The following is a 25,150-nucleotide window of genomic DNA, read 5'->3' as shown; positions in this document are numbered from 1 at the left end:
TTCCTCATTGCACTGCGGCAAGTAGTTGTTCTTCGCTTTGCTCATGGCGCTGCATTTGCCGGGTGATTCGTCCTTTGTTGACGATATAGGTGGTATCGCAAAAGCTGGCGATTTCGCTATATTCGCTGGAAACGAAAATCACGGCATTCCCGGCTGCTGCATAGTCATTCACGATGCGCATGATGTCGTATTTGGCTGCCAGATCAATGCCAAATGTCGGGTCGTCCAGCAATAAGATTCGTGCTGCCGTGCCGATGCATTTACCAATGACGACCTTCTGCTGATTGCCGCCGGATAAATAGCGCACGGCTTGTTGCGGACCACTGGTTTTGATTTGCAAACGTTGAATCAAATCAATGACGATGGCTTGCCCGCGATGTTCGTCGAGCAGGATAGGGGAGGCCAGTTTACGCAGTGATGACATTAACATGTTGTCGGAAATGCTGAAATCCAGAACCAGTCCTTGCTCGCGTCTGTCTTCCGGAACGAGATTGATGCCCTGCTGGATCGCATCGCGCGGTGAGCGAATCTTGACGGCGTGACCATTGACCAGAATGTCGCCGGACCGGATGGTATCCAGCCCGAAAATCGCATTCAGAATCTCGGTGCGCCCACTCCCCAGCAAGCCAGCCAGACCAACCACCTGACCGGGATAGACCTGCATGGAGACGGCAGCCAGATCGCTGGTGCTGACCTGGCGCAACTCCAGTAAAGGCTGCGCGTTCGGTGTGACGGTCGGGCGTTGCCAATTGATGCTGCTATCGGCATGGCGGCCCAGCATATCGGCCAGCATGGTCTCGATTTTGGTTTGGCTGATCAGTGAGCGCCGCACGCAGCGGCCATCGCGCAATACGCTGGCCGAATCGCAGACCTTGAAGATATCGCGTAGATAGTGGGTGATATAAATGATGGCGACGCCTTGGGCTTTCAGGCGTTCGATCACCTCGAATAAGCGGGTGATTTCCTGATCGCATAACGAGGCGGTCGGCTCATCCAGAATCAGGATGCGGGCATTTTGCGAAATGGCCTTGGCGATTTCCAGAAACTGCTGCTGGCCCATGCTCAGGCTGGCAACGGGTTGTTCCGGGCTGATTTCGTCGGCAATACCCATTTTCTCCAGCAGCGCTTGCGCCTGCTGATTCATGGCGCGTTGGTCGAGCAGGCCGAAGCTCGATTCGGTCCAGTTGGCCATGAACATGTTTTCCGCGACGGACATGCTGTCGACCAGGCTTAAATCCTGATACACCATCGCAATGCCAGCGGCACGGGCATCTCTGGGGGATGCCAGGCGCACCGGTTCGTCAAACAATTCAATCTCGCCCTCGTCGGGCTGATACAGGCCATTGATGATCTTCATCAAGGTTGATTTGCCGGCACCATTTTGTCCGACCACCGCGTGCACTTCACCGGGTGCCAATTCGAAATCGACGCCTTTGAGTACGGGAATGCCGTCGAACTGCTTTTTCAATCCACTGACTTTGATGGCAAGGGGGCGTTGCATATCCTGTGCTCCCTGCAATCAACGACGCACTTGCAGTGCTTTGACAACGGCTTCTGGCGGTTTGCGATACAGGGCTTTCTGCCACTGATCGACCAGATTCGCCGGCGTTACCTTGATTGCATCCACCGTCACGAAGGGCGGGGTCGGCTTTTTGAGCAGCGACAAGGCCCCCATGCGCGCCAGCGTTTGCCCCATATCGTAGGGCAGGTCGGAAACGATGCCGGCCACATTGCCGCCTTTCACCATATCCAGCGCATTGGCCGCGCCCAAATCCATCGTGATGACTTTAAGGTCTTTACGGCCTGCGGCACGTGCGGCGGCGGTAACGCCTTCCGCAATGGCATCCCACGGGGCGTAAATCGCTTTTACCGATGGGTTTTGGGTCAGGATGGCCGAGGCGATCATTTCGCCATCATTCGGGTTGGCGATGCCTTTGGAGGTCACCACCTTGATGCCCGGATATTTGCTCAATACCGTCTTGACCGCTTGATCGCGCTGATTGGTGACGTAGTAATTCGCGGCATGAAACATCACCGCCACATCACCCTTGTTATTGATACTGCTGGCGAGCATTTCTGCCGCCGCACGCCCCATGCCGAATAAATCGTCGGTGACGATACCGGCGTAATCCTGCCCAACCTTGAAGCCCTGCGGCGCATTGCTGATGAAGACCAGTTTGACGCCCTTATCGGCGGCTTGCCGGAATGCGGCCGCGCCTGAAACCGGGTCAATCACCAAGGAAATAATCAGATCCGGCTTGAGTGCCAATACGGTTTCCAGATCAGTGCGTTGTTTCTTCGGGTCCATTTCCGCATCGGTCACGGCGACCACCTGAATGTTCAACTCGTCAAAGACCTTTTTAGCGCCTGCGGTCAGTGCGCTGGAGAAGTCCGAACTGGTGTGCATCAGGATCGCGGCCTTGAAGCCTTTGCTCTTTAGCGCGGCGGTGTCCTGGCTGCTGAGCGTCACTTGGGTGTAGGGCGTCGGCGTTTCGCCATTCGGCCCTAGCGTGTGCTCAACGGCGGCCCAGCTGGGGGAGGCCAGCAACAGGCCGGCGATGACGGGGAGCGTCGTCAGTAGACGAAGGGGGCGACGAATGGAGAGGCGAACGGACATGGTTGTCTTCTCTGTCTGGGTGGTGTGGTGGTTATTATGGGTGATATGTAGGTGTCGTCAAGCGTTTGTCATAAAAATTTATTCGCCAGGGAAACGAGACTGTGTAAGCAGAAAAACAGCTGTTTGATTTGCTGGTGTGCATACTTATGTCAGTTTGTCGTCGGGCATGACGGAGTGTGGTGAGGGTGTTCTTGGTGCGTCTTTCGTACCAGAAGCTTGTATTTTCTGGCCTTGGCTGGCGATTGTATGCCATTGCTATAGGTGATGATGATCTGCGTGCTGGGTGGGTGGCGCAACAATCTATGCATGCTTTGTTGTTTTTGAATAACGGCACGATTTTGTTTTTGACAAGCCGAATTGAACTACCTAGACTCAGGCTCGTTGCACCTATTTATTACCCTGTTTTTGCTTAAAAATAAGTGGATTGCCGAGCCTGATCAGGCAATACCGACGATGTCACCAAGCGTGGCTGATCAAAAAAACTGGAGTTGATACGATGTCCAAACGCCTCACCAAATCCCTTTTGCTGACCGCTTTGCTGGCTTCCGCCTTTGCGCACGCCGAACGCACCAAGGTCGAATTCTGGACCTTCAATACGGCGCAATTCGCCCCGTTCTTCAATGACGTGGTGCAGAAATACAATAAGGCCAATCCGGATCACGAAGCGGTCTGGACGGATATGAACTGGGATCAGATTCAGCCAAAGCTGGTGTCGGCCATTGCTGCTGGCTCGCCGCCGGCGCTGGTTAACTTCAACGTGCCGTGGACGCATGAATTCGCCAACAAGAATCTGCTGCAGCCGCTGGATGATTTGATGGGTGATGGCAAGTCGGTTTACCTGCCGGGCGCGCTGAAAGATCTGTCGGTCAAAGGCAAGATTTATGGCTTCCCGTATTACAACTCGGTCTCGGTGATTGCCTACAACAAAGACTTGCTGGCCAAGAGCGGCATCAAGAACAACCCCAAGACCTTTGATGAATTCGTGGCGGCTTCGCGCGTCATCAAGGAAAAGACCGGCGTTGCGGCGTTCTCGCCCAAGCTGGCCACCAAGAGTGGCGATGGCGGCATGATTCCCTGGTTTGTCTATATGGGCCTGCCGATCTTCGAGAATGGCAAAGCCGCATTCACCAGCAAGAAGCATATCGAAGCGGTCGAATTGTTTGCCGATCTGTACAAGAAGGGCGTGATCCCGAAAGACAGCTTCCGCATCGAATTCGAACAGGAAGTGGCCAATTACGGTTCCGGCAAACTGGCCATGATGACCACTGCGCCGACCGCCTTGAAAAAGCTGAGCGCGCAAAGCCAGATGGCGTATGACAAGACCGCGATCATGCCTTTCCCGCTGGGTGGCGCGAATATGGCATTGGGTGGCTGGCTGATGTCGTTCGTGATGCCGAAAGACTATAAGGACCCGCAAGCCGCTGCCAAATTGGGTCTGTTGCTGACCAATGATGATTCGCAACTGGCGTTTGCCAAGGCCACCGGCACGACCTTCCCGTCCAGCAAGAAAGCCAACGAGAGCGAATTCTTCTCGTCGGGCGCCAATGGCGGCGATCCGGTCGGCCTGGCCCGTGCAACGGCCGCCAAATCGATGGCTTATGCCCGCACCCCGATTCTGCCGGCGGAAAACTTCCCGGATGAAGCGGCAATGCGCATCGAATTCAACGACGAAATGCAGGCTGCGATCGAAGGCCGCAAAACGGCCAAAGAAGCGCTTGAGACCGCCGCCAAGAAATGGAATGACCGTCTGGCCAAGAAGTAATCCCGCTTCACTGCTTCATCCTCGAGCTTTGTCCTCTATCCCCTGCCGCAAGGCAGGGGTTTTTTTATGCCCGGTGGCACGTATTCAAGGGCGGCAGGATGATGATGCGCTGGCGATTTCCGTGAAAACGCTCAGGCCAAAATAAAAACATAAGCGATTGAAAGTGATGGACTTTTTTGTCGGCCCAATCGTTTTCCATGAAACCGTCGTTTGCGGTGTGTTGTTCCGCCATGCCAGGTCGGGGATTCTTCGTCGTATTTGGGCGTTTTTTTCAATATGAGTAAATGATTAATTCAGACAAATCAAATAATCACATTCGAACATTTATCTAAAAAATTCATGGGCTTACGATGTGTCTCGATGGTTGCGTTTTTCATTTGGAACAAACCATTGCCCAGATATTAATGGCGCAAGACCGTCGGAAAGATCAAATCCTAAGGATAAATGAGGCAAATGATGAAACCCATGAACCTGTTTGCATTAATGAAGGCCCTGGCGATATCCGCCACGATGATTTCTGCCGTCGCCACCTTGACATCAACCACGGCGTCCGCCGCGAGTTGCACCTTCACCACGTGGACTGCCGGCGTCAATTACCCCTTGGGCACCGTGGTGCAATACCCGGCCGACGGCAACTTCTACAAGGAAATCGCCGTAGGCACCAATGGCAGCGATGCCACTGATCCGACGATCAGCACTTTCTATTGGGCGCAAACGACCTGCGCGGCGCAGTCCGACAACATCGTCGGCGGTTACTGGCCTCGTTGGACACCTTCGCAAATCCGTATCCGCGATGTGAACCCGAACTACAACCTGATCTACCTGTTTGCTGCGACGCCAGTTGGTGGCTCGCCGGGCACAACGGGCGCAGTAACCTGGGACCCGCCTGAGGATGGCCGTGGCGCAGCAACCAATCTGGTCGCGGATATTCAATACGCCCGCACCGTGCAGGGCCGCAAGATCATCTTGTCGGTGGGTGGCGCCAAGAACGGCATGAGCTTCCCGGATCGCACCAAGTCACAGAACTTCGTGAACAGCATCGTGGCGATCTATCAGCAGTTGGGCGGTTTTGACGGGCTGGACTGGAATACCTTCGAAAGCACCCAAGCGCCGGATACCAGCGAAATGATCTGGATCAGTCTGGAGCTGAAGCGCCTCTATCCCGGCTTCATCATCACCGCACCACCGGCACCGTGGAACCCGCTCGACAAGACCTTCTGCCGAGCGATGGTGCAGGCCGGGGCGATGGACTACGCCGCGCCGCAGTATTACGACGGCCCGAATCTGGCTGACCCGGCGTATGTGGCGAGCAACATTGCCGATTGGGTTTCGCTGCTGGGGCCGACGCATGTGGTGGTGGGTTTTGGCGTCAACAACGCCGCCAACTATATGACCATCGATCAAGCGGTGAGCACTTGGAATCAGGTCAAGGCCGCCTATCCGACCATCCACGGCGGATTCGATTGGCAAATCGGTACGGATGAGGCGCAAGGCTGGCAGTTTGCCAATACCATGCAACCGTTGATTAACCCCTAAGCTATCCCGGGCATCACAAAAACGGCTGCGCCTCATCACGAGGTGCAGCCGTTTTTTGATCGATCAGTGCCACGCTGACCCAGTGATTCCGCGCCGGTGCGCCTAGTCACGTTGGGGAGCGATCTCCTTCGGCGCGCGCGCCAGTTCGCGTATCACCTCGCCGGGGCCGGTGCCGAAATGCTGGCTGAAGCGGCGGCTAAAGCTGGCGATTTCCTCATAGCCAACCGCCTGCGCCACCTCGCCTACATTGCCGAAACCCGCCAGCAGTAGCTCGCGCGCACGCGCCATGCGCTGGTTGATGATCATCTGTTGCGGCGCCACGCCCAGATAGCGCAGGCAGAGGCGCTGGAAATGGGCGCGGCTTTGCCCATAGCGGGTGGCCAGTTCTTCAACCCGCCACGGCATGGCGGGATCGCGTTTCACCGCATTGAACAAGGCTTGCAGCTTGCGGGTGATTTCATCGCCCGCTTCGGTGCTGGCCAGCATTCGTTTCAACAGGTCGACAACCAGCAGCATGGCCGCACCGCTGAAAGCTTCGTGTTCCTGTTTTGCTTCCAGACAAAGCAATGACGCGGCATGGAACAAATTTTCCACCGTAGTCACCGGCCGCATGCTGACTTGTGTCCCGTGCAACGCTTCCCAGCAGGGCGCATCGTTGAGCAGGAACCAGACAAGTCGCCAATGCTGCCCGTCTGAGCGAAAACCGCTGTGGCTATAGGCCGGTAGCACAGCCAGCTGCCCCGCACCCAGTGGCCGCCGAGCATCACCATCGATCACTTCCCCTGCGCCTTCCACGCTGACCAACACCACATGGAATGGCGCGCCGATGCGCTCGACATGCAGGGGCGCTCGTACATGCGACACCCCGGCCAGCAAGACGTCGTGATCCGCCAGGGCATGCAGATGTGGGTGATGGAAAATACGTGTCCCGACGCTTGATTGCTCATTCTCGGGGTCGATCTCGAACAATTCCTGATAAATCGTGGACATGATGAGCAATTCAGACAAATTGAATTGTCATACTCGGACATTCCTCCTTATTGATCAATAGCTTAATTTTCTTCCTCATCGAGCCGGTTCGCACTGAACCAACAAAACCCGGTGCGCCACGGGTAGGCCCCGGCTCGACAAGAAGGCAAGAAACCTGCCCGTACCCCGGCAGTGACTTGTCGCGGCAGGCCCGGCCCGCCGCACTGACTGCGAAAGAAATCACTGGAGGAATCAAGATGAAGCGCTACACCCCATCGACCAAGCATTTGACGCTGCTTGGCGGCCTGCTGCTGGGTTTGTACGGCACCCATGTTCAGGCGGCTTGCTCGCCCTGGACGGAAGGCGCGACTTATTCAGTCGGCCAGGTCGTCAGTCACAACGGCGAGAACTACACTGCGCGGCTCGCCCATACGCTACCGGCCGGGAGTGGCTTGAACCCGCTCTTGTTGCTCAATTCACATTGGGATCGGGGCGGCACATGCGATGACGACGCACCGGATCTACCCGCCACGCCACCCTACGACCCGTTCGGCAGCCACCCGGTGAAATTCCTGCAAACGTCCGGCAAGGTGGTGGGCGTGTATCTGCCGAACTGGCGCTCGGTTTCGCTGGTTGATCAAATGCGCGGCCACAACGTCTCGCACGTGCTGTATGCCTTCATGCACATCTGTGGCCCAGGCCAGTTGCCCACGGATGCCGCTGCTTGCCAGGGCAAGCAGGACTTCCAGCTCGCCACCTCATCGTTGGACGATGACTACAACGCTGCCTTCATGCGGCTCAAGCAGCGTGCTCCGCATGTGCGGGTGGTGGCATCGGTGGGTGGGTGGGGTGGTTCCGATCCGTTCTTCTACCTTGCCAACGACGCAGCCAAGCGCGCCGTATTTGCGGCATCGGCCAAGGACTTCCTGCGCAAGCACCCGGCATTTGACGGCATCGATATTGATTGGGAAAACCCGACCACCAATTGGGCGGCCAATGGTGTGCAGCTAGGCACGCCGGCAGATGGCCAAGGCTTTGCCGATCTGATGCATGACTTGCGCGGGGAGCTGGATCAGCTGGGGGGCGAAACCCGTCGCCACTATTCGGTCACCGCCGCAATCAACACGGTGAGCAGCATGGTCAGCCAGATCAACTACCGCGATGCGCAAAAGTCGATGGATTACATCTTCATGATGACCTACGACTTCTACGGCAACTGGTCCAGCAACGTGGGCAACCACACGGCGCTGTATGCCAACACCAATAACGATGCGCAGCTCAACGTGGCCGGCGCGGTGCAAAACCTGCTCAACGCGGGTGTGCCGGCTCATAAGCTCGTCGTTGGTGCCGGCATGTATGGGCGCGGCTTTAGCGGTGTGGTGCCAACGGCGGCAGGAAGCGTTATTGGCGGCAGCAAGACGGGGGTGTATCCGGGGGCCGATGGCTCAGAGACGTACAGCACGCTGTATAGCAACTACATCGGCAGCGCTGGCGCTGGCATCAACGGCTATCAGGTGATCTACGACCCGCAAGGCCATAGCTACAATCTGTGGAACGCGGCCAGCAAGGTATTCATTGGCTACGACGATCCGCGAGCGGTAGCGGAAAAGGGCCGCTACGTACGTAGCAAGCAGCTGGCTGGAATTTTCGCGTGGGAATACTCGCAAGATAACGGCGACATCCTGAACGCCATGAATTTTGGTATTGGTAACCGGTACATCGGGCAGTAATGACGACGGGCACTCGTCGCAAGGCGAGTGCCCATTAGATGGACTCTGGATGCGCTGTTTATTAAATTGCAAGTGCTGATGAATGGGGATGGCAATGACTCAGATTCAAAACCTGAATCTTGGCAAGATAAAGGCAATCGTCGCCGGTTTGGCCTTGGGGTTGATGATTTGCAATCAGGTACAAGCCGAGGCCGTATCTGCCAGCCCGACCAATGCAAGTAACAAGCATATTTATGTTGACCAATATGATCTATCCACCAATCTGTGGGGAATCAGTGGCGCGGGGACGGGGTGGTCCGAAACCATATTCACCAACTCAACCACTTCGATGGATGGATCAGGCTATAAATGGACTGGACTCGGCGGTGATACAACCTCCGTCAAAGCGTATCCAAGTATTCGCCAAGGTGCCAGCAACAGCCAAAACGACCCAGGGGTATCTGGTTTGCCATACTTATTTGGTGATAACTCGACCAATGTGGATGTATTGTGGGATTTCACCACCGCCGGTTACGACGGAGCCGGCAATATCTCAGGCACCTATAACCACGCAATCGACGTCTTCTTCCGTTCAGCCAATATCTGGAATACGAGTTATCTAAAAGGAGAAATCATGGTGATTCCTGATTCCTCCGCCAATTCGCAAACAGCAGGTTGGGGCAGCAAAGACGCCACCAGCTTCGTGCTGGATGGAGAAACCTGGGATGTCTGGCAAGCGACGATGACTTCGAACGGAAACAGCTGGCCAGTCACGCAGTTTCGAAAGCGCGTTAATGCCCATTATTTCAGCAAGAATCTGAAATACTTTTTTGCGGAAGCGGCGCGAAGAAGGGCTGACGTATTTCAGAGCAGTTACTACGTGATGATGATTGAGGCTGGAACGGAAGTGAAGTCCGGTTCCGGGCACCTCTACAACAAGAATTATCAGGTTAGCGTTTACTGACAAAACGAGTTGAGGGTGTGTGGGCACTTTTCCATTGCCGTCTCATCACCCGGATGGAACAAAAATGTGGCGCAAAAGAAAACCCGACCAACGTGAGCTGGTCGGGTTTTTGTATTTGGTGGAAGCAGCGAGAAGTTACTCGGCTGTTTTCAGGTTTCTTTAATGCTTTGATTTTTTGTATTATCAAATTCTCGGAAGAGATCGTGACCTTCCAAAGTAGACTGCTTGGAGCATGTATGCCATATGCTTATGGTAACGCAAGCATTGGTCACGTAGGGCATGCCGACAGGCACAACGTACCAGAGCCTCACAGCGATTGAATACTAAGGTGGTATTAGTAATGGGGGAGACAAAAAACGGGAGTGTGAGAAAAATATCGGTTGAGCGTAATGTATAGTAATTTAGATCGCCTCATTCGGTGTTGTGTTGCGATATCAATTAACTGTGGATGAAAGGATTTTTCATGTCTGTGTCTAATGTTGAATTGACAGTTATTGCCTCCGCAGTTGCCCTTTGGTTTGCTCAAGGCTGGTATCTCAACTTGCAACTAAAGGCAGTGCACGAAAAATTGGATTTGACTCTGGAGGCATTTGATGGATTGCGTGATTACCTATATGAAATTGACCCGCAATTTGATGATGAAAGATTTTTGCTGGCAGAGCTTGAGGAGTCCCTTGAGGATGATTCGACAATGAGTCTTGCTGGAGCAAGTCTTGTTGACTTGGAAAGACTGAAAAAATCAGAAGGACGGCGAACGTTGGCAGATAAGCTCTGAGGTGAAACCTCTTGGAACCGTGTAGGCCGGGTCATTTGACCCGCGCGGGATATCCGTAAATTGCCTGCTAAAATTGCTACTGGATTTGCTTCGCAAGTGAGAAGGAAATTGAACGATTGATTCTTGCGTTATGAAATTTAACGTCGATCGTTAACAAGGCGCATCAGCCTTTCGGTTGAAAAAACAACTTTATGAATGGATCGGCGCTTTTTTAAAAAGCGCTGATCCAATACCATTAGAACGAATTGATCAAATCCACAGCATGGCGGCTAACGCCGATCCGTAGTCCGATTCGTGGACGGCTTCACTCCAAGGCGTTGCACGGTCTCGTAGCGGGCCGTATCCAGCCCGAAATGCCATTCCTCCGACAGATACACGCCGATCGTTGCCAGTTGGTGCGGATGGGATTCCGGCTCGGTGATCTCGAGCAGTGCGCGGAACATGCCGCCTAACAGGGCGATGCGATCCAGGCCGATGTCGGCGATATCGTTGAAATCATCGATGGTTAGCTTGGGTGCGATGGGAGCGCTTTGAAGTTCAGCCATGCCGACCCCCGATGCGCGCATAACGCGTGCTGAGTGAGGTGGTTAGGCGATCAGTGAGCGGCAGTGCCTGCATCGCCGCATGGTGTCGCTCTGCCAGCCGGTGGCCGTCGCGTGCCAATTGATAGCCGACGCTGCGCTGGTCGATCAGGGAAGTGAGGATGGTAAAAATCTGGTCTAGCTCCGCGAAGCCGTCACGGGCTTGCGCGATGAGATGACCGGGGTCGGGTGGTGCGGGGGTCGAGTGCTGGGAAATAGGCATGGAGCCTCCTTGATGAGCATTAAGCCTGCCCCTTCGCTCTCAACACGAAGGGGGTCGGCACTAGGCAAGGTTTGAGAGACCGGCATCAAGGAACCGGCGCATCCGAAGATGCCCCCACCTAGTGCCGACCATCGAGGACGCACAGAGGTGTTGACGGACAATAAAAATGCCGCGCAATGGCGGCTGTCCGCCTTGATGTACCGGCTCTCAACCCGGGTTGCACTGCATGGTGCAACGGGAGGAAGTATTCCGCACCGGCTTTAGCTTGGTCAAGCTGAGGGATCAACTGCCACCACCGCACGTAGCCCGGACGGCTTGCCGGCCGGGATTGGCTCAATGTATCCAACGTCGGGTGAAACTTGCCCAAATGGCTCCCCGGCCGGCAAGCCGTCCGGGCTACGGGTTCATGCGATCTTGCGGGAGCGGGCTTGCTCGCGATGGCTGTGGGTCATGCCCACCGTCATAGCGGGATGGAACGATCGGGATGGAACAAAAATGCGGCGCAAAAGAAAACCCGACCAGCATGAGCTGGTCGGGTTTTTTGCATTTGGCGGAAGCGGTGAGATTCGAACTCACGGGGGACGTGAATCCCCGACGGTTTTCAAGACCGCTGCCTTAAACCGCTCAGCCACGCTTCCGAAGGCCGAGATTGTAGCAAACCGTTGTCGTTGCGTCTCGTCCCTGTTGTGCGCTACAGCTTTTCCAGCACGGCGAAGCGGGTGAGGGCGCAGGTGTTGGTGTGCTCCAGCGGGTTGGAGAGGCGAATCCGATATGTTTTGCCTTGTGCGGACAGGCGGAATTCGCGGTTGTCGGCGAAGAAGGCTTGCGGCATCACCAGGAAGCGGCCGCGGGCGTTCGAGGTGGCATCGGGCGAGTAGAGACCGAGAAAGCTGCGGGTGCTGCCCAGCGGGGTCAGTTCGACCACGACGGGTGTTTGCGTCAGCGTTTCAATGCCGATGTGAACGAGCGAATCGGGTGTTTTGGTGATCCGGCGGACCATGCCGATGGTGAAGGGATGGCTGCCGATGCCGGAAAGCCCAAGAATTTCGCCGACGTGCAATTTGTCGTCGCGGCTGGTCTGGTACACGACGCCAACGCCGCCGGCGCTTTCGTTTTCCAGCTCCCAACGGCCGGCGTCGACGGCGGCGCGCTGCGCGGATTCGTGGCTGAGCCGCTCGCCGCGCAGGAACTGCAGCACGTCGTCCAGCCCACGCACGACGTGGATGGATTTCTTGGCGCTGCGTCGCTCGAACTTGCGGACCGGGGCGGGGGAATCGCGCGACCAGAGCGACATCAGCGTTTGCATCAGGTCGAGGTTGGCCGGGGTGGTCGATTCTTCCGGCAGGCCGTGGGCGGCTGGCGCGGCGTCGCTGACGCTGATCTGCTCGAATACTTCGTGGATGTGCTGCACCAGCGGTTCGGTAGTCCAGTAGCGCCAGTTTTCGCCGACCATGTCGCGCCGCAGGCGCTTGGGCGGGGTGGAGCCGGCGATATTGATGGCGAACAGCTGCCGGTTCGGTTTGATCTGGACTTCGAGTTCGATGCGGCTGGCCCAGCGCTTGAGCCACTGCGCGACAAGGTCGATTTGCGCCTGGTGCATCTTTTCCGGGTTGGCCAGCGCGAGCATTTGCGTCTGGATGTATTCGCGGCGTATTTCGGTGATTTCGGCATCGCCATACGGTTGCATTGGCGTGGCGGCGCAGCCTTGCTGTTCGGCGAGCAGATAGAGGCGGTTCAGGTTGCGCCAGATCTTGGTGTCCAGCTCCATGTAGCGCAGCCAGGCCCATTTGGCTTGCTGGCCGAAGTAGATCAGGCCGCGCAGGATGAACAGGTGCAGGGTCTTGTCGAGCGGCTTGTTGCTGGTTTGCTGGGCTTGCTTGAGGGTGATCCGGTAGGCATCGCCCATTTCGCTCCAGAACGCCAGCAGGGTGGGCAGCACGTGCGGCGGGCCGATGTGCTCGTCCATCACCTTGCCTTGATAGACGTCGACCAGGTATTGCTGCAGCGTGCGGGCTTTTTCGTCGAGGTAAGGGACGGTTTTCAGGCGTTCCTTCAGGCTGATCTTGGGGTTGGTGTTGAGTTGCCGGAGGGCTTTGACGATCTCGATCTGCGCTTGCAGGATGTCGCTCTCAGGCAGCTCCTGCATCATGACCGTGGCAGATTTGAAGTCGTAGACGCCTTCCTGGTCACGTCGGCTGAACAAAGCGCCAACCAAGCCCTTGAAGTCAAACATGGGTTTCCGTCCCTGAGAGTATTTCTTATTAGGCGCGAATTGTAAGTGAACTCGCTGTTCCCAGCTTAGGCAAAGCTGCCGCAGGCCGCAATTTCAGGATGGACGGCGGGCTGGATCAGTGTTGACTAATGAAGCGGCTGATTCTGGCCAGTGCTTCTTCGATACGCGGCTGTGTTTGGGTATAGGCAAAGCGCAGCATTGTCTCCGCTTGACCGAAGTCGACCCCCGGCGTGACGGCCACGGCTTCTTCGTGCAGCAACTGTTCGGCGAATTGGACGGCGTCGGTGGTGAAGCGGCGGGCATCGGCCCACAGGTAGAACGCGCCATCGCCCACGGCGGATAGCTCGAACCCCAGTTCGACCAGCCCTGCGGCTAGCGCATCTCGCCGCGTTTGCAGCTCTTGCCGGCGTGTTTCCAGAATGGCGAGTGTGGCCGGCTCGAACGCCGCGAGGGCGGCATGTTGGGATGGCGTGGGTGGTGCGAGGAAGATGTTCTGCGCCAGCTTTTCCAGATCAGCAACCGCCCATTCGGGCGCGACCAGCCAACCCAAGCGCCAGCCCGTCATCTGGAAGAACTTGGAGAAACTGTTCACCACGAACACGTCATCCGTGACCGACAGCACCGTTTCATGCGGCCGGCCGTACACAAGACCTTGATAGATTTCGTCGACGATCAGGTTGCCGCCATGTCGGTTTGCCGCATCGGCCAGCGCTTTGAGTTCGGGCAATTCCAGCAAGGTGCCGGTCGGATTGGCCGGGCTGGCGACCAGTGCGGCCACGGTGCGGGGCGACCAGTGCGCTTCCAGCAAGGGCGCGGTGAGCTGATAACGCGTCTCCGGCCCGCAGGGCACGTTCACCGGCTGGCCTTCGAACAGGCTGACCAGATGCCGGTTGCAGGGGTAGCCGGGGTCGGCCAGCAGCACTTCGTCATCCCGGCCGACCAGCAGTGCCAGGATCAATTGCAGTGCGCCGGATGCGCCGGGCGTGACGATGATGCGGGCCGGGTCGATCTGCAGGCCGAAGCGGCTGACGTAAAAGCCGGCGATGGCGGCGCGCAGCTGTGGCAGGCCACAAGCACCGGTGTAGAAGGTTTTGTGCTCGGCCAGCGCGCGGATGCCGGCGTCGATGATGGGGGGCGGGGTGGGGAAATCCGGCTCGCCGACTTCGAGGTGGATCACGTCGTGGCCGGCGGCTTCCAGCGCCTGGGCATCGGCCAGAATGCGCATCACATGAAACGGTTCGATTTTTGTTAGCCGCGAGGCCAGAAGCGGGGCAGGGCGGGGGTGGGGCATGTGATAGAATCCGGCGATTCGAATTTTGGCATTTTAGCTGCACCCGGCATCGCGCTGGGTTGGGCGCGAAGGATATTTAAGATCATGATCAGTACCTCCAACATCACGATGCAGTTTGGCGCCAAGCCGCTGTTTGAAAAGGTCAACGTCAAGTTTGGCGACGGCAACCGTTACGGCCTGATCGGCGCCAACGGCTGCGGTAAATCCACTTTCATGAAGATTCTCGGCGGCGATCTGGAGCCGAGCGGCGGCAACGTCAGCCTCGATCCGGGCGTGCGCCTGGGTAAGTTGAAGCAGGATCAGTTCGCCTACGAAGAGCAACGCGTGATCGACGTGGTGATGCAAGGCCACACCGAGCTGTGGGCGGCGATTCACGAGCGTGACGCGATCTACGCCAACCTCGAAGCGACCGAAGACGACTACATGCGTGCCGCCGAGCTGGAAGGCAAAGTGGCCGAATTCGACGGCTACACTGCCGAAGCCCGCGCTGGCGCACTGCTGCTGGGGGCCGGTATCCCCATCGAATTGCACAATGGCCCGATGAGCGATGTGGCGCCGGGCTGGAAACTGCGGGTGCTGCTGGCGCAAGCGCTGTACTCCAATCCCGATGTGCTGCTGCTGGACGAACCGACCAATAACCTGGACATCAACACGATCCGCTGGTTGGAAGAAACGCTGAATCAGCGCAACTCGACCATGCTGATCATTTCCCACGATCGTCACTTCCTGAATCAGGTCTGCACCCACGTTGCCGACGTTGATTACGGCGAAATCCGTATTTATCCGGGTAATTACGACGACTACATGCTGGCGTCCACCCAGGCCCGCGAGCGCCTGCTGACCGACAACAGCAAGGCCAAGGAAAAGGTCGCCGAGCTGCAGGCGTTTGCCGCGCGCTTCGCTGCCAACAAGTCCAAGAGCCGTCAGGCCACGTCGCGCCTGAAGCTGGCGGACAAGATCAAGGACAACATGATCGAGGTGAAGCCGTCGTCCCGGCAGAACCCGTATATCCGCTTCGATATGGACGACAAGCAGAAGCTGCACCGCGCGGCTTTCGAGGCGGCCAATCTGTCCAAGTCGTTCGATAAACCGCTGATCCAGAGCCTCAACCTGATTTTTGAAGCCGGCCAGAAGCTGGCGGTGATCGGCGGCAACGGCGTCGGTAAATCGACGCTGATGAAGCTGCTGGTGGACGAGCTCAAGCCGGATGCCGGTACGATCAAATGGGCCGACAAGGCAGAGCCTGGTTACTTCGCGCAGGATCACGAAGCGGACTTCGAAAAAGACCAGACGCTGTTCGACTGGATGAAGCAATGGAGCCAGCCGGGTGACGATGATCAGGTGATTCGCGGCATCCTCGGCCGCTTGCTGTTCGGCGGCGACGACGTGAAGAAGTCGGTCAAGGTACTGTCTGGCGGCGAGAAGGGCCGCATGCTGTACGGCAAGCTGATCCTGGAAAAGCCGAACGTCCTGATCATGGATGAACCGACCAACCACATGGATATGGAATCCATCGAGTCGCTGAACCTGGCGCTGGATCTGTACAAGGGCACGCTGATCTTCGTCTCGCACGACCGCGTGTTCGTGTCCTCGCTGGCGACGCAGATTCTGGAACTGCATGGCGATGGTTCGTATGAGCACTTCCTTGGTGGTTATGAAGACTATCTGGCCAGCAAGGGCGTGGAATAAATGTAGGGCGGGTTAGGCGTATGCCGTAACCCGCCGGACGACGCTGTGGTTTCGCCGACATGCGGCGGGTTACGCGGCAAGCCGCTAACCCGCCCTACAGGATCAACTACAGCATCGCTGTGCGGAAAGGCCACCCTCTGGTGGCCTTTCTTGTTTGTGAACCTTGTGTGACCTCTAGAAAAAACCTAGCCTTCCGCCATGCATCGCGAACGCCATCTCGACCTGCCCCCCTATCACGCGCCAGCCTGGTTGCCCGGCGGGCACATGCAAACGCTTTTCCCTGCGTTGTTCCTATGGCAGCGCCAAATGCGCTACCGGCGCGAAAGCTGGGTGACGCCTGATCTGGATAGCATCGTGGTCGATTGGGTCGATGGCCGGGTCGGCACACCCATTGTCGTGCTGTTCCACGGTCTGGAGGGCGGCTCGAAAAGCCATTACTCCCTCTCGATCAGCCAGCATTTCTATCCGCGTGGCTGGCGCAGCGCGATCCCGCATTTTCGGGGCTGCGGCAGCGTATCGAATCGCCTGCCACGGGCTTATCACGCCGGTGATAGCGCCGAGATCGACTGGATTCTGCGGCGCATCCGTGACTTCAATCCCGATTCGCCCTTGTTCGCGGTTGGCGTTTCGCTCGGTGGCAATGCATTGGCCAAATGGCTGGGCGAGCAAGGCGAAAAAGCGGCGGAAGTGGTGAGCGGGGCGGCGGTCATCTGCGCGCCGTTGAATCTGGCCGAATGCGGCCGGGCGCTCGATGTTGGCGTCAATCGCCATATCTACACGCGCGAATTCCTGCGCACGCTCAAGCGCAAAACGCTGCTCAAGCTCAAGGTCACCGGCAACCCCTTCATCGACCCCGCCCGTGTCAAGCGCGTGCGGACTTTGCGCGAGTTCGACGACCTCGTCACCGCGCCGCTGCATGGTTTCAAGAGCGTCGATCACTACTGGGATACCGCCGGTGCCTTCCCGGTGCTCAAGCACATTGCCGTGCCGACGTTGATCATCAACGCCAGGAACGACCCGTTCATTCCCGAAGCCAGCCTGCCCAAGCGTGAGGACGTGTCGGACTGGGTCACGCTGATCCAGCCGAAAGAGGGCGGCCATGTCGGCTTCGTCACCGGCCTGCCGCCGGGCAAGCTGGGCTGGTTGCCGGATGTGCTCAGTCGCTTCTTTTTGCACTATGCGCCCGGCCCGAGGTGACACCGCAACATGGCTCAGATCGCCCGCATTCCCGCCAGTATTTTCAAAGCCTATGACGTCCGGGCCAAAACCGATCTGCTGACGCCTGGCGCTGCCTACCTGATCGGTCGGGCGCTTGGTAGCGAGGCCCAGGCGCGTGGCTTCGCGCAACTGGCCATTGGCCGCGATGGTCGCCTGTCCAGCCCCGATCTGGCTGCCGCGCTGGCGCGTGGCGTGACCGAGTCCGGCGTAGATGTGCTGGATATCGGTTTGGCCGCCACGCCATTGCTGTATTTCGCCGCCAACCACGCCGCCAATGGCTGCGGTGCGGTCATTACCGGCAGCCACAACCCGCCCGATTACAACGGCATCAAGATCATGCTCGGCGGTGTCGCGCTGGGCGGCGAGGCCTTGCTGGCGCTGCGCGACCGGATCGAAGCGGATTATTTTTGCGATGGCAACGGGCGAATCCGGCCACTGGCCATTGCCGATGAATACCTCGCCGCCGTCGCCAGCCGTTTGCCCTTGGCACGGCCGCTCAAAATCGTGATCGATTGCGGCAGCGGCGTTGCCGGTGCTTTTGCGCCGGAACTGTATCGCCGCATGGGCTGCGAGGTGATCGAGCTGTATTGCGAGGTCGATGGTCATTTCCCGCATCACCATCCCGATCCGCAGGACGAAGCTAATCTCGTTGATCTGAAAGCGGCGGTGGCGGCGAACAAAGCACATATCGGGCTGGCATTCGATGGCGATGGGGATCGGCTCGGCGTGGTCACGAAGCGCGGCGCGACCATCCCTGGTGATCGCCTGTTGATGCTGTTCGCCGCTGCCGAACTGGCCGAGCACGAAGGCGGCCACGTGCTGTACGACGTCAAATCCAGTCGCGCCGTGGCCGCTTGGGTGATGCAGCACGGTGGCAGCTGCGAGGCGATTCCGACCGGCCACAGCCATATGAAAAAGCGCTTGAAGGAAACGGGGGCCATCGTCGCTGGCGAGCTGTCTGGCCATTTCGCGTTTGGCGGCTGGGGCGTGGACGATGCCTTGTATGCCGGAGCCAAGCTGTTGCGGCTGTTGGCAGCAGACGCCGATCTGGATGCGGAACTGGCGGCCATGCCGACGCCGCTGGCCTCGCCGGAGTTGCAGATTCCCGTCGCGGATGGTCACACGCTGGTGGCGCAGATCGCAGCAGCTGCCGTGTTCCCGACCGCGCAGCGCTTGGCCGCCATCGACGGCCTGCGCATCGAATACGCCGACGGGTTCAGCCTGATCCGCGCCTCGAACACGCAACCCTTGCTCACGCTCCGGCTGGAGGCCGACAATGCTGCCGCGCTGGCACGCATTCGCGCCGAACTTGCCGCAGCCATTGCACCGCTGGTGCTGCCGCCGTTTGAAATCCGTTAGCCACCCCTCTGTGAACCATTCGATCCAATCCGGGATTTGACCATGCCCCAAGCCATTCTCCCCCCGCAGCACCTGATCGCTGCCAATGTCGCTGCTGCCTTGGCCGAGGACATCGGCGATGCCGATTGGACGGCGCGCCTGATCCCCGCCGACGAAGCGGGCCGCGCTACGGTGATCGTGCGTGAAGACGCGGTGATCTGCGGTCAGCCCTGGTTCAACGAGGTATTCCGCCAGGTCGATCCAAACGCCGTGATCCACTGGCAGGTGCAGGAGGGCGCGCATGTCGCTGCCGATACCGTGCTGTGCGAGATCACCGGCCCGGCGCGGGCCTTGTTGACGGCTGAGCGTAGCGCGCTGAATTTTCTGCAACTGCTGTCGGCGGTCGCGACCTGCACGCAGCGTTATGCGGATGTAGTGGCCGGCACCAAGGCCAAGGTGCTTGATACCCGCAAGACCTTGCCGGGCCTGCGGCGAGCGCAGAAATACGCGGTTACGGTTGGTAGTGGCGCCAACCAGCGCATTGGCCTTTATGACGGCATCCTGATCAAGGAAAACCACATCATGGCGGCAGGCGGCATCAAGGCCGCATTGGGCGCGGCCCGTGCGCTGGCCCCCAGCCATGTTTCCTTGCAGATCGAAGTCGAAAGTCTGGTCGAGCTGGAGGAGGCGCTGTCTGCTGGTGCGCCCGCCGTGCTGCTGGATAATTTCAGCCTCGACATGCTGCGCGAAGCCGTTGCGCGTACCGCTGGTCGGGCGCTGCTGGAGGCTTCCGGTGGCGTGGATTTCTCGACCTTGCGGGCGATTGCGGAAACCGGCGTGGACCGCATCTCGGTCGGCAAGCTGACCAAGGACGTACAGGCGGTGGATTTGTCGATGCGGTTCAGCGTTGAGCGGTGAGCCTACACGCTCCCCTCTCCCACTTGTGGGAGAGGGGCTGGGGGAGGGGGGATAGTAGCGCTAGCCCCGATAAGTGGCTGCCAGCATCATTGCTCCGGCAGGCCAAGCCGTCCAAGCTACGTAGCTGCATCCAAACGTACCAATCAACCCCGCAGCAAATCCCGAATCTCCCGCATGCCGATCAATTTGAAACCGCGCTCGGTGATGGCCTCGCGCAGTTCGTCGCTGCCAAGTAGCGCGCGGTCGCCGGTGCGGGTGGGCCAGTCAGGCGCAAAGGCGCGCAGCTCGGGCGTGTCGTTGGCTGGGTGGCCGACCAGGCAATGCACGCCTGCGCCAAGGGTGTCGAGGTAATTGCAGGCCCAGTCCAGCCGCTCCGGAAAATCGGTATAGCGGTTAAACGGCAATACCTCCCAGCTTTCGATCAACAGCACCTGGCCGGCAGCTTCGGCAGCGAGGATTTGCGTTTCGATCTGGGTGGCGGCTTCGATATCCAGCACGCATTGCGCGGCGATTTGCGCTGCGTTGTAGCGTGGAATCAATGCTGGCTGCGCATGCTGGACGGCGAGTTCGATAAAGATCGGCATCAGCGCCGGGTGCCAGAGCGTCAGCATGTGACTGTCGAAATGGGTGAGGTCGAGACCGGCTCCGCCGACTCGGGTTGCGCGGGCAATCTGCGCTTCCAGCTCGCGGCGCACGGCGACGGGTTTGGCGTGCTGGTGCGTCGGCTTGGCGCGTGGATGAAAGTAGCCATCGGCATCGACCAGACCGCTTTCCGGATCATTGCCGGTGATCGGTCCCCAGCGATACAGCTCGCGCTCGCTGTTGAGGGTGAAGTGCAAGCCAAGATCGGCACGGGGGCCGAGCTCACGCGCCAGTGCGGCCGCAGCGGGAAACCAGCCGCAGGGGGCCATGGTGGAGGCGGAGGTCAGCAGGCCGAAGTCGACCAGTTCGCGCCATGCGCTGACCGAGGATTCACACACACCGACATCGTCGGCATGCAAGATCAGCAGGCGGTCGTGGGCGGCATAGCCAAGGCGTTCGTGCAGGGGGCGGGTCATTGAGTTGGCTCGGTGGGCGAGGTGATTGAAGGTGTTTGGGGCGGATCGGTCGGCAGCGGTGGCAACCAGAACTGGATCATCGCATCCAGCTTGGCCAGGTCGACCGGTTTGGGGATGAAGGCATTCATGCCGGCTTCCAGGCACAGTGCTTCGCTGTCGGCACTGGCGTTGGCGGTGAGGGCGATGATGGGCCAGCGGCTGGTCCGCACATCCTGACGCAGCAGGCGTGCCGCTTCGAGCCCGTCGAGCCGTGGCATCTGCCAATCCATCAAGACCAGATCGAAATCCTGATGCGCGGCGCAGTCGATGGCTTCGAGCCCATCATTTGCCACCACCACGTCAAAACCTTGTTTGGTCAGGAAATAACTGAGGACGCGCTGGTTGATCAGGCTGTCTTCCGCCAGCAGCACGCGGCGACGGTGGCCGATGACGGCGATGGTGTGCGCCAGCCGTACTTGATCCGGCAGTGGTGCGAGCAGGCGAACCAGTTGATGCACCAACGGGTGCAAGGTGATCAGTGGCAGTTTGACGGCCGCCGTGCGTGGGGGCAGGTCATGCTGCACATCCCAGCTCAGGATCAGCCGGGCCGCATCGCCGGCATCGATGGGGGCGTCGTTGCACAGCAGCAGCTCGGCATCGTCCGGTTCCACCCATTGGATTCCGCAGTCGGCGAGACCTTGCTCGATTTCGGTGCGATAGGGGCTGGCGGCTACCCAGGCCAGCTTGCGGCCAGTCAGTGTGGCGAGTTCTTCCGGCCTGGATTGCCAGTGCTTGGCCCAGGTGTCCCCCGCATCGGCTGGATTGGCGGGGAGCGTGAACCAGAACGTGGTGCCTTGCGCCGGGGTCGGGATCACGCCGATCTCGCCGTTCATTTGTTCGACCAGCAATTTGCAGATGGCCAGCCCGAGACCGGTGCCGCCATAACGACGCGTCGAGCTTGAGTCGACTTGGTAGAAGCGCTGGAACAGCTGGTCGAGCTTGTCCGGCGCGATGCCGATGCCGGTATCGGCCACCGCAATGCGTACGCCCTGTTGATCTCCATTCGCGTGGGCTTCCAGCGAGACCCGCACTTCGCCGGCTTCGGTGAATTTGAGCGCATTGCCGATCAGATTGACCAGAATCTGCTTGAGCCGCATCGCATCGCCGTTGTAACCGGTCGGGCAGGCGGGGTCGATCACGAGCTTGAGCGAAAGGCGTTTTTCCGCTGCGCGTGCGCCGAGCATGGCGCAGGCTTCGGCTGCTGCCACGCGTAGATCGAACGGCTGGTTTTCCAGCACGAACTTGCCGGCTTCGATCTTGGAGAAATCCAGCAGGTCGTTGATGAGCGACAGCAGCGTATCGCCCGAATAGGCAATGGTGGCGACGTATTCGGTTTGCTCGTCGTCCAGCGGCGTATTGCGCAGTAGCTGTACGAAGCCGAGTACGCCGTTGAGTGGCGTGCGGATTTCGTGGCTGATGGTGGCGAGGAATTCGCTCTTGGCGCGGCTGGCTTCTTCGGCCGCATCGCGGGCGGCGGCCAGCTCTTGGTTGAGCGCGCGGATTTCCTGATTGATCCGCTTCACCCGGATCAGCTGCGCCAGGATGGCGGCAAACAGCCGCAGCATTTCGCGTTGCGACGGTTGCAGCGGCCGGCGGCGCAGAAAGTTGTCGGCCGCGATCCAGCCGACCATCTTGTCATCCATCCACAGGCTGACCATGGCATTCCAGCCGCGTCCGACCACGACCTTGTTGTAGTAGAGGGCCGCATCTTCGTTGACGATGACCTCGCCCGGTCGCTTGACGCTTTCCTCGAACATCGAGTGCACCGGCAACGGGCTCTTGAACCAGTGTTCGTCGGTCAGCTCGCCGTTGTTGTCGGTGCCCCAGGTGCCGCGCATTTCGTTCTGGTCGACATCGATCTCGAAGATGCCCATGCGGTCGATATCGAGTTCAGACAGCGCCATGGTCACGCCAAGCCGGTAGAGCGTATCCAGATCAGTGGCTTCGGTCAGTTTGAGCGTGACCTGATGCAGCTTCTGCAGCTGTGCCCGGTCTTCTTCGGCATGCAGCAGGCTGGCGCGCAGGCGCTCGGTGATTTCGTCCGGCGAGTTGACGCGGCCTTGGCGCGTGGCCTCGCGGCGTTCGGCCAGCAGCATGGCGACGGTGTCGCATTCGAGCCGGAATGCCGGTGAATCGAGCAGATTACTCACATGATCGAGATCGCCGAATTCGATGTAGAGCAGGCCGATCAGCTGCTTGTTTTGCAGCAGCGGCAGGATGACCCGATACAACGTCACCGTTGCTTCGTTCTGGTCGTCCCAAATCTCGTGCGGCGAGTAATCGACCGGCTGGATGGAGAGCGCCGGCTCACGCAGCTGGCGTTCCAGCTCGGCGAGGGCAAGCCCAAAGAAGTTGGCCGGGTTCTGTGCCTCGGCAAAGGTGAGCGCGCGCTGGCCGTTGACCGCTTGGGCGTGGATCAGGAGCTGATCGCCCTCCGGCAACAACAGGAACACGCGCCGGGCTTGAAACACGCTCAGGGTGCGGCTGGTGAGTTCCAGGCAGAACCGGTCCCAATCGGTGTTCAGCACCCATTGTTCCAGATGCAGCCAGGATGCATCCGGCACTTGCGGAACGGCAAGGTGGTGTAACTGGGCGAACTCGGTCATGGCGGCCCTGAGGGAACGAGCGGTGACAAGGTGGGGGCGGGCTCTAAATGATGGGGAAACCTGATCATCTTAGGTAAGTGATAAGCAAGTTGCCATGCCTGCGGGGCCTGCCCGGCCCCGATTGTCAGTCGGCAGGGCGGGCGCACGCCACGAGACAACTGCATAGGGCATAGCCGCGTATAATTGCCCGTTTTTACTGAATTTTTCGCAACATGCCCATTGCTCAGATCGAATCGCTGGACTACGAAGGCCACGGCGTCGCCCACGTGGACGGCAAGGTTATCTTCATCGACGGCGCACTGCCGTTCGAGTCTGTCACCTATAGCAGCTACCGCAAGAAGCCGGCGTTCGAAAACGCGCAGGCGATGGAAATCCACACCGAAAGCTTCATGCGCACCCAGCCCAAGTGCCCGCACTTTGGCGTGTGCGGCGGCTGTTCGATCCAGCACATGGAGTTTTCCGCTCAGGTGGCGGCCAAGCAACGTGTGCTGGAAGACAACCTGCAGCGCATCGGCAGCGTGAAGCCGGATGCAATGCTACCGGCCATCTACGGCCCCGAATGGGGCTATCGCCACCGGGCGCGGCTGTCGGCCCGTAACGTGGCAAAGAAGGGCACCGTGCTGGTCGGCTTTCATGAAAAGCGTTCCAGCTTCATTGCCGACATGACCGAATGCCGCGTGATGCCCAAGGCGATTTCCGATCAGTTGCCGGCCATGCGCGAGCTGGTGAAAAGCCTGTCGATTTTCGACCGCATGCCGCAGATCGAGCTGGCCATTGGCGAGAACGTCACCGTGCTGGTGTTCCGCAATATGGAAGCCATCAACGCGGCGGACGAAGCCTTGTTCAAGGCGTATGCGGACAAATGGAACGTGCAGATCTGGTTGCAGCCGAAAGGCCCGGATACCGCCTATCCGCTGTATCCGCTCGATGCCCCGGCGCTGACCTATGTGCTGCCGGAATTCGGTATCGAAATGCCGTTCAAGCCGACCGAGTTCACCCAGGTGAACCATGCGGTGAACCGTGTGATGGTCGAGCGCGCCATCAATCTGCTGGACCCGCAACCGGGCGAGACTATTGCCGACATGTTCTGTGGCCTGGGCAACTTCACGCTGCCGATCGCGCGTCGCGGCGCGAAGGTGCTGGGCATGGAGGGCAGCAAGCAGTTGGTGGAGCGGGCGTTTGAAGGCGCGAAGCATAACGATCTGGATCATCTGACCGACTTTGCCGTGGCGAACCTGTTCGAGATGACCGAGGAATGGCTGAGCAAGCTTGGCTCGTTCGACAAGATGCTGATCGATCCACCGCGTGATGGCGCGATGGAGCTGGTGAAGTCGATCAGCATCGAGCACGGCCCGAAGCGGATCGTCTACGTGTCTTGCAGCCCGTCGACTCTGGCGCGCGATGCCAACGTGCTGGTGAATGTGAAGGGCTACACGATGAAGTCCGCTGGCGTGATCAATATGTTCCCGCATACGGCGCACGTCGAAAGCATTGCCTTGTTCGAGAAGGATTGAGCCGGGACTGAGGTGAGATTGAGGCCGGAGTGCACTGGCCGGTCGGCGTAGAATATCCTGATGGCGTTAAGCAAGGATCACCCGGTCGACATGGCCGGGTGTCTCGCCAA

General features: G+C 58.8%; 20 protein-coding genes and 1 tRNA gene. 11 read left to right on the top strand and 10 right to left on the bottom strand.

Translation table 11 applies throughout. The features are described 5' to 3' along the window. Positions 1-4: 4 nt before the first annotated feature. Both BR41_RS13380 and BR41_RS13375 read right to left on the bottom strand, forming a co-directional pair. Positions 5-1,501, bottom strand: a complete 1,497-nt coding sequence (locus tag BR41_RS13380; RefSeq protein ID WP_035057496.1) for a sugar ABC transporter ATP-binding protein — start codon at positions 1,499-1,501, stop codon at positions 5-7. Positions 1,502-1,519: 18 nt separating this feature from the next. Continuing rightward, positions 1,520-2,617 carry a substrate-binding domain-containing protein gene (locus tag BR41_RS13375; RefSeq protein ID WP_051710918.1) on the bottom strand — a complete coding sequence of 366 codons (1,098 nt, stop codon included), beginning with the start codon at positions 2,615-2,617 and terminating at the stop codon, positions 1,520-1,522. A 496-nt stretch (positions 2,618-3,113) separates the two neighbouring features. On the opposite strand from BR41_RS13375, the gene BR41_RS13370 reads away from it, so the two are divergent. Together BR41_RS13370 and BR41_RS13365 are read left to right on the top strand one after the other, a co-directional pair. Continuing rightward, positions 3,114-4,379: an ABC transporter substrate-binding protein gene (locus BR41_RS13370; RefSeq protein WP_035057494.1), complete on the top strand. Its 1,266-nt coding sequence runs from the start codon at positions 3,114-3,116 to the stop codon at positions 4,377-4,379. Positions 4,380-4,835: 456 nt separating this feature from the next. Then, entirely contained in the window at positions 4,836-5,915 is a 1,080-nt protein-coding gene (locus BR41_RS13365; RefSeq protein ID WP_211251743.1) for a glycosyl hydrolase family 18 protein, read from the top strand. A gap of 102 nt (positions 5,916-6,017) precedes the next feature. Here BR41_RS13365 and BR41_RS13360 read toward each other — a convergent pair whose 3' ends face one another. Continuing rightward, positions 6,018-6,905: a helix-turn-helix transcriptional regulator gene (locus BR41_RS13360; protein ID WP_035057492.1), complete on the bottom strand. Its 888-nt coding sequence runs from the start codon at positions 6,903-6,905 to the stop codon at positions 6,018-6,020. A 236-nt stretch (positions 6,906-7,141) separates the two neighbouring features. On the opposite strand from BR41_RS13360, the gene BR41_RS13355 reads away from it, so the two are divergent. The 4 genes from BR41_RS13355 to BR41_RS13345 all read left to right on the top strand — a co-directional run bounded on the left by BR41_RS13355 (position 7,142) and on the right by BR41_RS13345 (position 10,332). Next, a complete protein-coding gene (locus tag BR41_RS13355) occupies positions 7,142-8,614 on the top strand; it encodes a glycosyl hydrolase family 18 protein (protein ID WP_051710914.1) in 1,473 nt (490 codons plus the stop codon). Between the two features lie 94 nt (positions 8,615-8,708). Then, positions 8,709-9,557, top strand: a complete 849-nt coding sequence (locus BR41_RS13350; protein ID WP_156970689.1) for a glycoside hydrolase family 12 protein — start codon at positions 8,709-8,711, stop codon at positions 9,555-9,557. A 17-nt stretch (positions 9,558-9,574) separates the two neighbouring features. Beyond that, positions 9,575-9,877, top strand: a complete 303-nt coding sequence (locus BR41_RS24655) for a hypothetical protein (protein ID WP_169741304.1) — start codon at positions 9,575-9,577, stop codon at positions 9,875-9,877. Between the two features lie 143 nt (positions 9,878-10,020). Then, positions 10,021-10,332: a hypothetical protein gene (locus BR41_RS13345; protein WP_035057488.1), complete on the top strand. Its 312-nt coding sequence runs from the start codon at positions 10,021-10,023 to the stop codon at positions 10,330-10,332. A 269-nt stretch (positions 10,333-10,601) separates the two neighbouring features. Here the strand turns inward: BR41_RS13345 and BR41_RS13340 are convergent, their stop codons facing one another. From BR41_RS13340 to BR41_RS13320, 5 genes are all read right to left on the bottom strand, one after another. Then, positions 10,602-10,877: a hypothetical protein gene (locus BR41_RS13340; RefSeq protein ID WP_035057486.1), complete on the bottom strand. Its 276-nt coding sequence runs from the start codon at positions 10,875-10,877 to the stop codon at positions 10,602-10,604. Continuing rightward, entirely contained in the window at positions 10,870-11,136 is a 267-nt protein-coding gene (locus BR41_RS13335; protein WP_035057484.1) for a hypothetical protein, read from the bottom strand. Before BR41_RS13335 ends, BR41_RS13340 begins: the two co-directional genes overlap by 8 nt. Positions 11,137-11,684: 548 nt before the next feature. Beyond that, positions 11,685-11,774: transfer RNA gene (locus tag BR41_RS13330), tRNA-Ser, on the bottom strand. Positions 11,775-11,827: 53 nt separating this feature from the next. Beyond that, the gene (locus BR41_RS13325) at positions 11,828-13,369 is read right to left on the bottom strand and encodes a cyclic-di-GMP receptor FimW-related protein (RefSeq protein ID WP_035057482.1); all 1,542 of its coding nucleotides are present in this window, start codon (positions 13,367-13,369) and stop codon (positions 11,828-11,830) included. A gap of 115 nt (positions 13,370-13,484) precedes the next feature. After that, positions 13,485-14,660, bottom strand: coding sequence for a pyridoxal phosphate-dependent aminotransferase (locus BR41_RS13320; RefSeq protein WP_035057480.1), 1,176 nt, complete (start codon positions 14,658-14,660; stop codon positions 13,485-13,487). Between the two features lie 84 nt (positions 14,661-14,744). On the opposite strand from BR41_RS13320, the gene BR41_RS13315 reads away from it, so the two are divergent. From BR41_RS13315 to nadC, 4 genes are all read left to right on the top strand, one after another. Then, complete coding sequence (locus tag BR41_RS13315; protein WP_035057478.1) at positions 14,745-16,349, top strand: ABC-F family ATPase; 1,605 nt, start codon at positions 14,745-14,747, stop codon at positions 16,347-16,349. A 264-nt stretch (positions 16,350-16,613) separates the two neighbouring features. Continuing rightward, a complete protein-coding gene (locus BR41_RS13310; RefSeq protein ID WP_245615891.1) occupies positions 16,614-17,546 on the top strand; it encodes a YheT family hydrolase in 933 nt (310 codons plus the stop codon). A gap of 18 nt (positions 17,547-17,564) precedes the next feature. Beyond that, positions 17,565-18,926, top strand: coding sequence for a phosphomannomutase/phosphoglucomutase (locus BR41_RS13305; protein ID WP_373278347.1), 1,362 nt, complete (start codon positions 17,565-17,567; stop codon positions 18,924-18,926). Positions 18,927-18,968: 42 nt separating this feature from the next. After that, entirely contained in the window at positions 18,969-19,823 is an 855-nt protein-coding gene (gene nadC, locus BR41_RS13300) for a carboxylating nicotinate-nucleotide diphosphorylase (protein WP_035057472.1), read from the top strand. 143 nt (positions 19,824-19,966) lie between these two features. Here the strand turns inward: nadC and BR41_RS13295 are convergent, their stop codons facing one another. Together BR41_RS13295 and BR41_RS23000 are read right to left on the bottom strand one after the other, a co-directional pair. Next, entirely contained in the window at positions 19,967-20,881 is a 915-nt protein-coding gene (locus BR41_RS13295) for a ChbG/HpnK family deacetylase (RefSeq protein ID WP_035057470.1), read from the bottom strand. Continuing rightward, positions 20,878-23,526, bottom strand: coding sequence for a hybrid sensor histidine kinase/response regulator (locus BR41_RS23000; protein ID WP_051710912.1), 2,649 nt, complete (start codon positions 23,524-23,526; stop codon positions 20,878-20,880). Before BR41_RS23000 ends, BR41_RS13295 begins: the two co-directional genes overlap by 4 nt. 212 nt (positions 23,527-23,738) lie before the next feature. On the opposite strand from BR41_RS23000, the gene rlmD reads away from it, so the two are divergent. After that, entirely contained in the window at positions 23,739-25,040 is a 1,302-nt protein-coding gene (gene rlmD, locus BR41_RS13285; RefSeq protein WP_035057467.1) for a 23S rRNA (uracil(1939)-C(5))-methyltransferase RlmD, read from the top strand. Positions 25,041-25,150 lie beyond the last annotated feature (110 nt).

Source organism: Andreprevotia chitinilytica DSM 18519 (genome assembly GCF_000711875.1).
GTDB lineage: Bacteria > Pseudomonadota > Gammaproteobacteria > Burkholderiales > Chitinibacteraceae > Andreprevotia > Andreprevotia chitinilytica.
Note: the sequence above shows the minus strand (reverse complement) of the source record. Positions and strands in the feature narration are given on the sequence as shown.

What these genes read in the sequence shown, in the direction of transcription:
- BR41_RS13375 (WP_051710918.1), bottom strand. Translation starts at nt 2,617, where the DNA reads ATGTCCGTTCGCCTCTCCATTCGTCGCCCCCTTCGTCTACTGACGACG.
- nadC (WP_035057472.1), top strand. Translation starts at nt 18,969, where the DNA reads ATGCCCCAAGCCATTCTCCCCCCGCAGCACCTGATCGCTGCCAATGTC.
- BR41_RS13325 (WP_035057482.1), bottom strand. Translation starts at nt 13,369, where the DNA reads ATGTTTGACTTCAAGGGCTTGGTTGGCGCTTTGTTCAGCCGACGTGAC.
- BR41_RS13295 (WP_035057470.1), bottom strand. Translation starts at nt 20,881, where the DNA reads ATGACCCGCCCCCTGCACGAACGCCTTGGCTATGCCGCCCACGACCGC.
- BR41_RS13360 (WP_035057492.1), bottom strand. Translation starts at nt 6,905, where the DNA reads ATGTCCACGATTTATCAGGAATTGTTCGAGATCGACCCCGAGAATGAG.
- BR41_RS13315 (WP_035057478.1), top strand. Translation starts at nt 14,745, where the DNA reads ATGATCAGTACCTCCAACATCACGATGCAGTTTGGCGCCAAGCCGCTG.
- BR41_RS13355 (WP_051710914.1), top strand. Translation starts at nt 7,142, where the DNA reads ATGAAGCGCTACACCCCATCGACCAAGCATTTGACGCTGCTTGGCGGC.
- BR41_RS23000 (WP_051710912.1), bottom strand. Translation starts at nt 23,526, where the DNA reads ATGACCGAGTTCGCCCAGTTACACCACCTTGCCGTTCCGCAAGTGCCG.
- BR41_RS13370 (WP_035057494.1), top strand. Translation starts at nt 3,114, where the DNA reads ATGTCCAAACGCCTCACCAAATCCCTTTTGCTGACCGCTTTGCTGGCT.
- BR41_RS13320 (WP_035057480.1), bottom strand. Translation starts at nt 14,660, where the DNA reads ATGCCCCACCCCCGCCCTGCCCCGCTTCTGGCCTCGCGGCTAACAAAA.
- BR41_RS13350 (WP_156970689.1), top strand. Translation starts at nt 8,709, where the DNA reads ATGACTCAGATTCAAAACCTGAATCTTGGCAAGATAAAGGCAATCGTC.
- BR41_RS13345 (WP_035057488.1), top strand. Translation starts at nt 10,021, where the DNA reads ATGTCTGTGTCTAATGTTGAATTGACAGTTATTGCCTCCGCAGTTGCC.
- BR41_RS13335 (WP_035057484.1), bottom strand. Translation starts at nt 11,136, where the DNA reads ATGCCTATTTCCCAGCACTCGACCCCCGCACCACCCGACCCCGGTCAT.
- rlmD (WP_035057467.1), top strand. Translation starts at nt 23,739, where the DNA reads ATGCCCATTGCTCAGATCGAATCGCTGGACTACGAAGGCCACGGCGTC.
- BR41_RS13380 (WP_035057496.1), bottom strand. Translation starts at nt 1,501, where the DNA reads ATGCAACGCCCCCTTGCCATCAAAGTCAGTGGATTGAAAAAGCAGTTC.
- BR41_RS13340 (WP_035057486.1), bottom strand. Translation starts at nt 10,877, where the DNA reads ATGGCTGAACTTCAAAGCGCTCCCATCGCACCCAAGCTAACCATCGAT.
- BR41_RS13365 (WP_211251743.1), top strand. Translation starts at nt 4,836, where the DNA reads ATGAAACCCATGAACCTGTTTGCATTAATGAAGGCCCTGGCGATATCC.
- BR41_RS13310 (WP_245615891.1), top strand. Translation starts at nt 16,614, where the DNA reads ATGCAAACGCTTTTCCCTGCGTTGTTCCTATGGCAGCGCCAAATGCGC.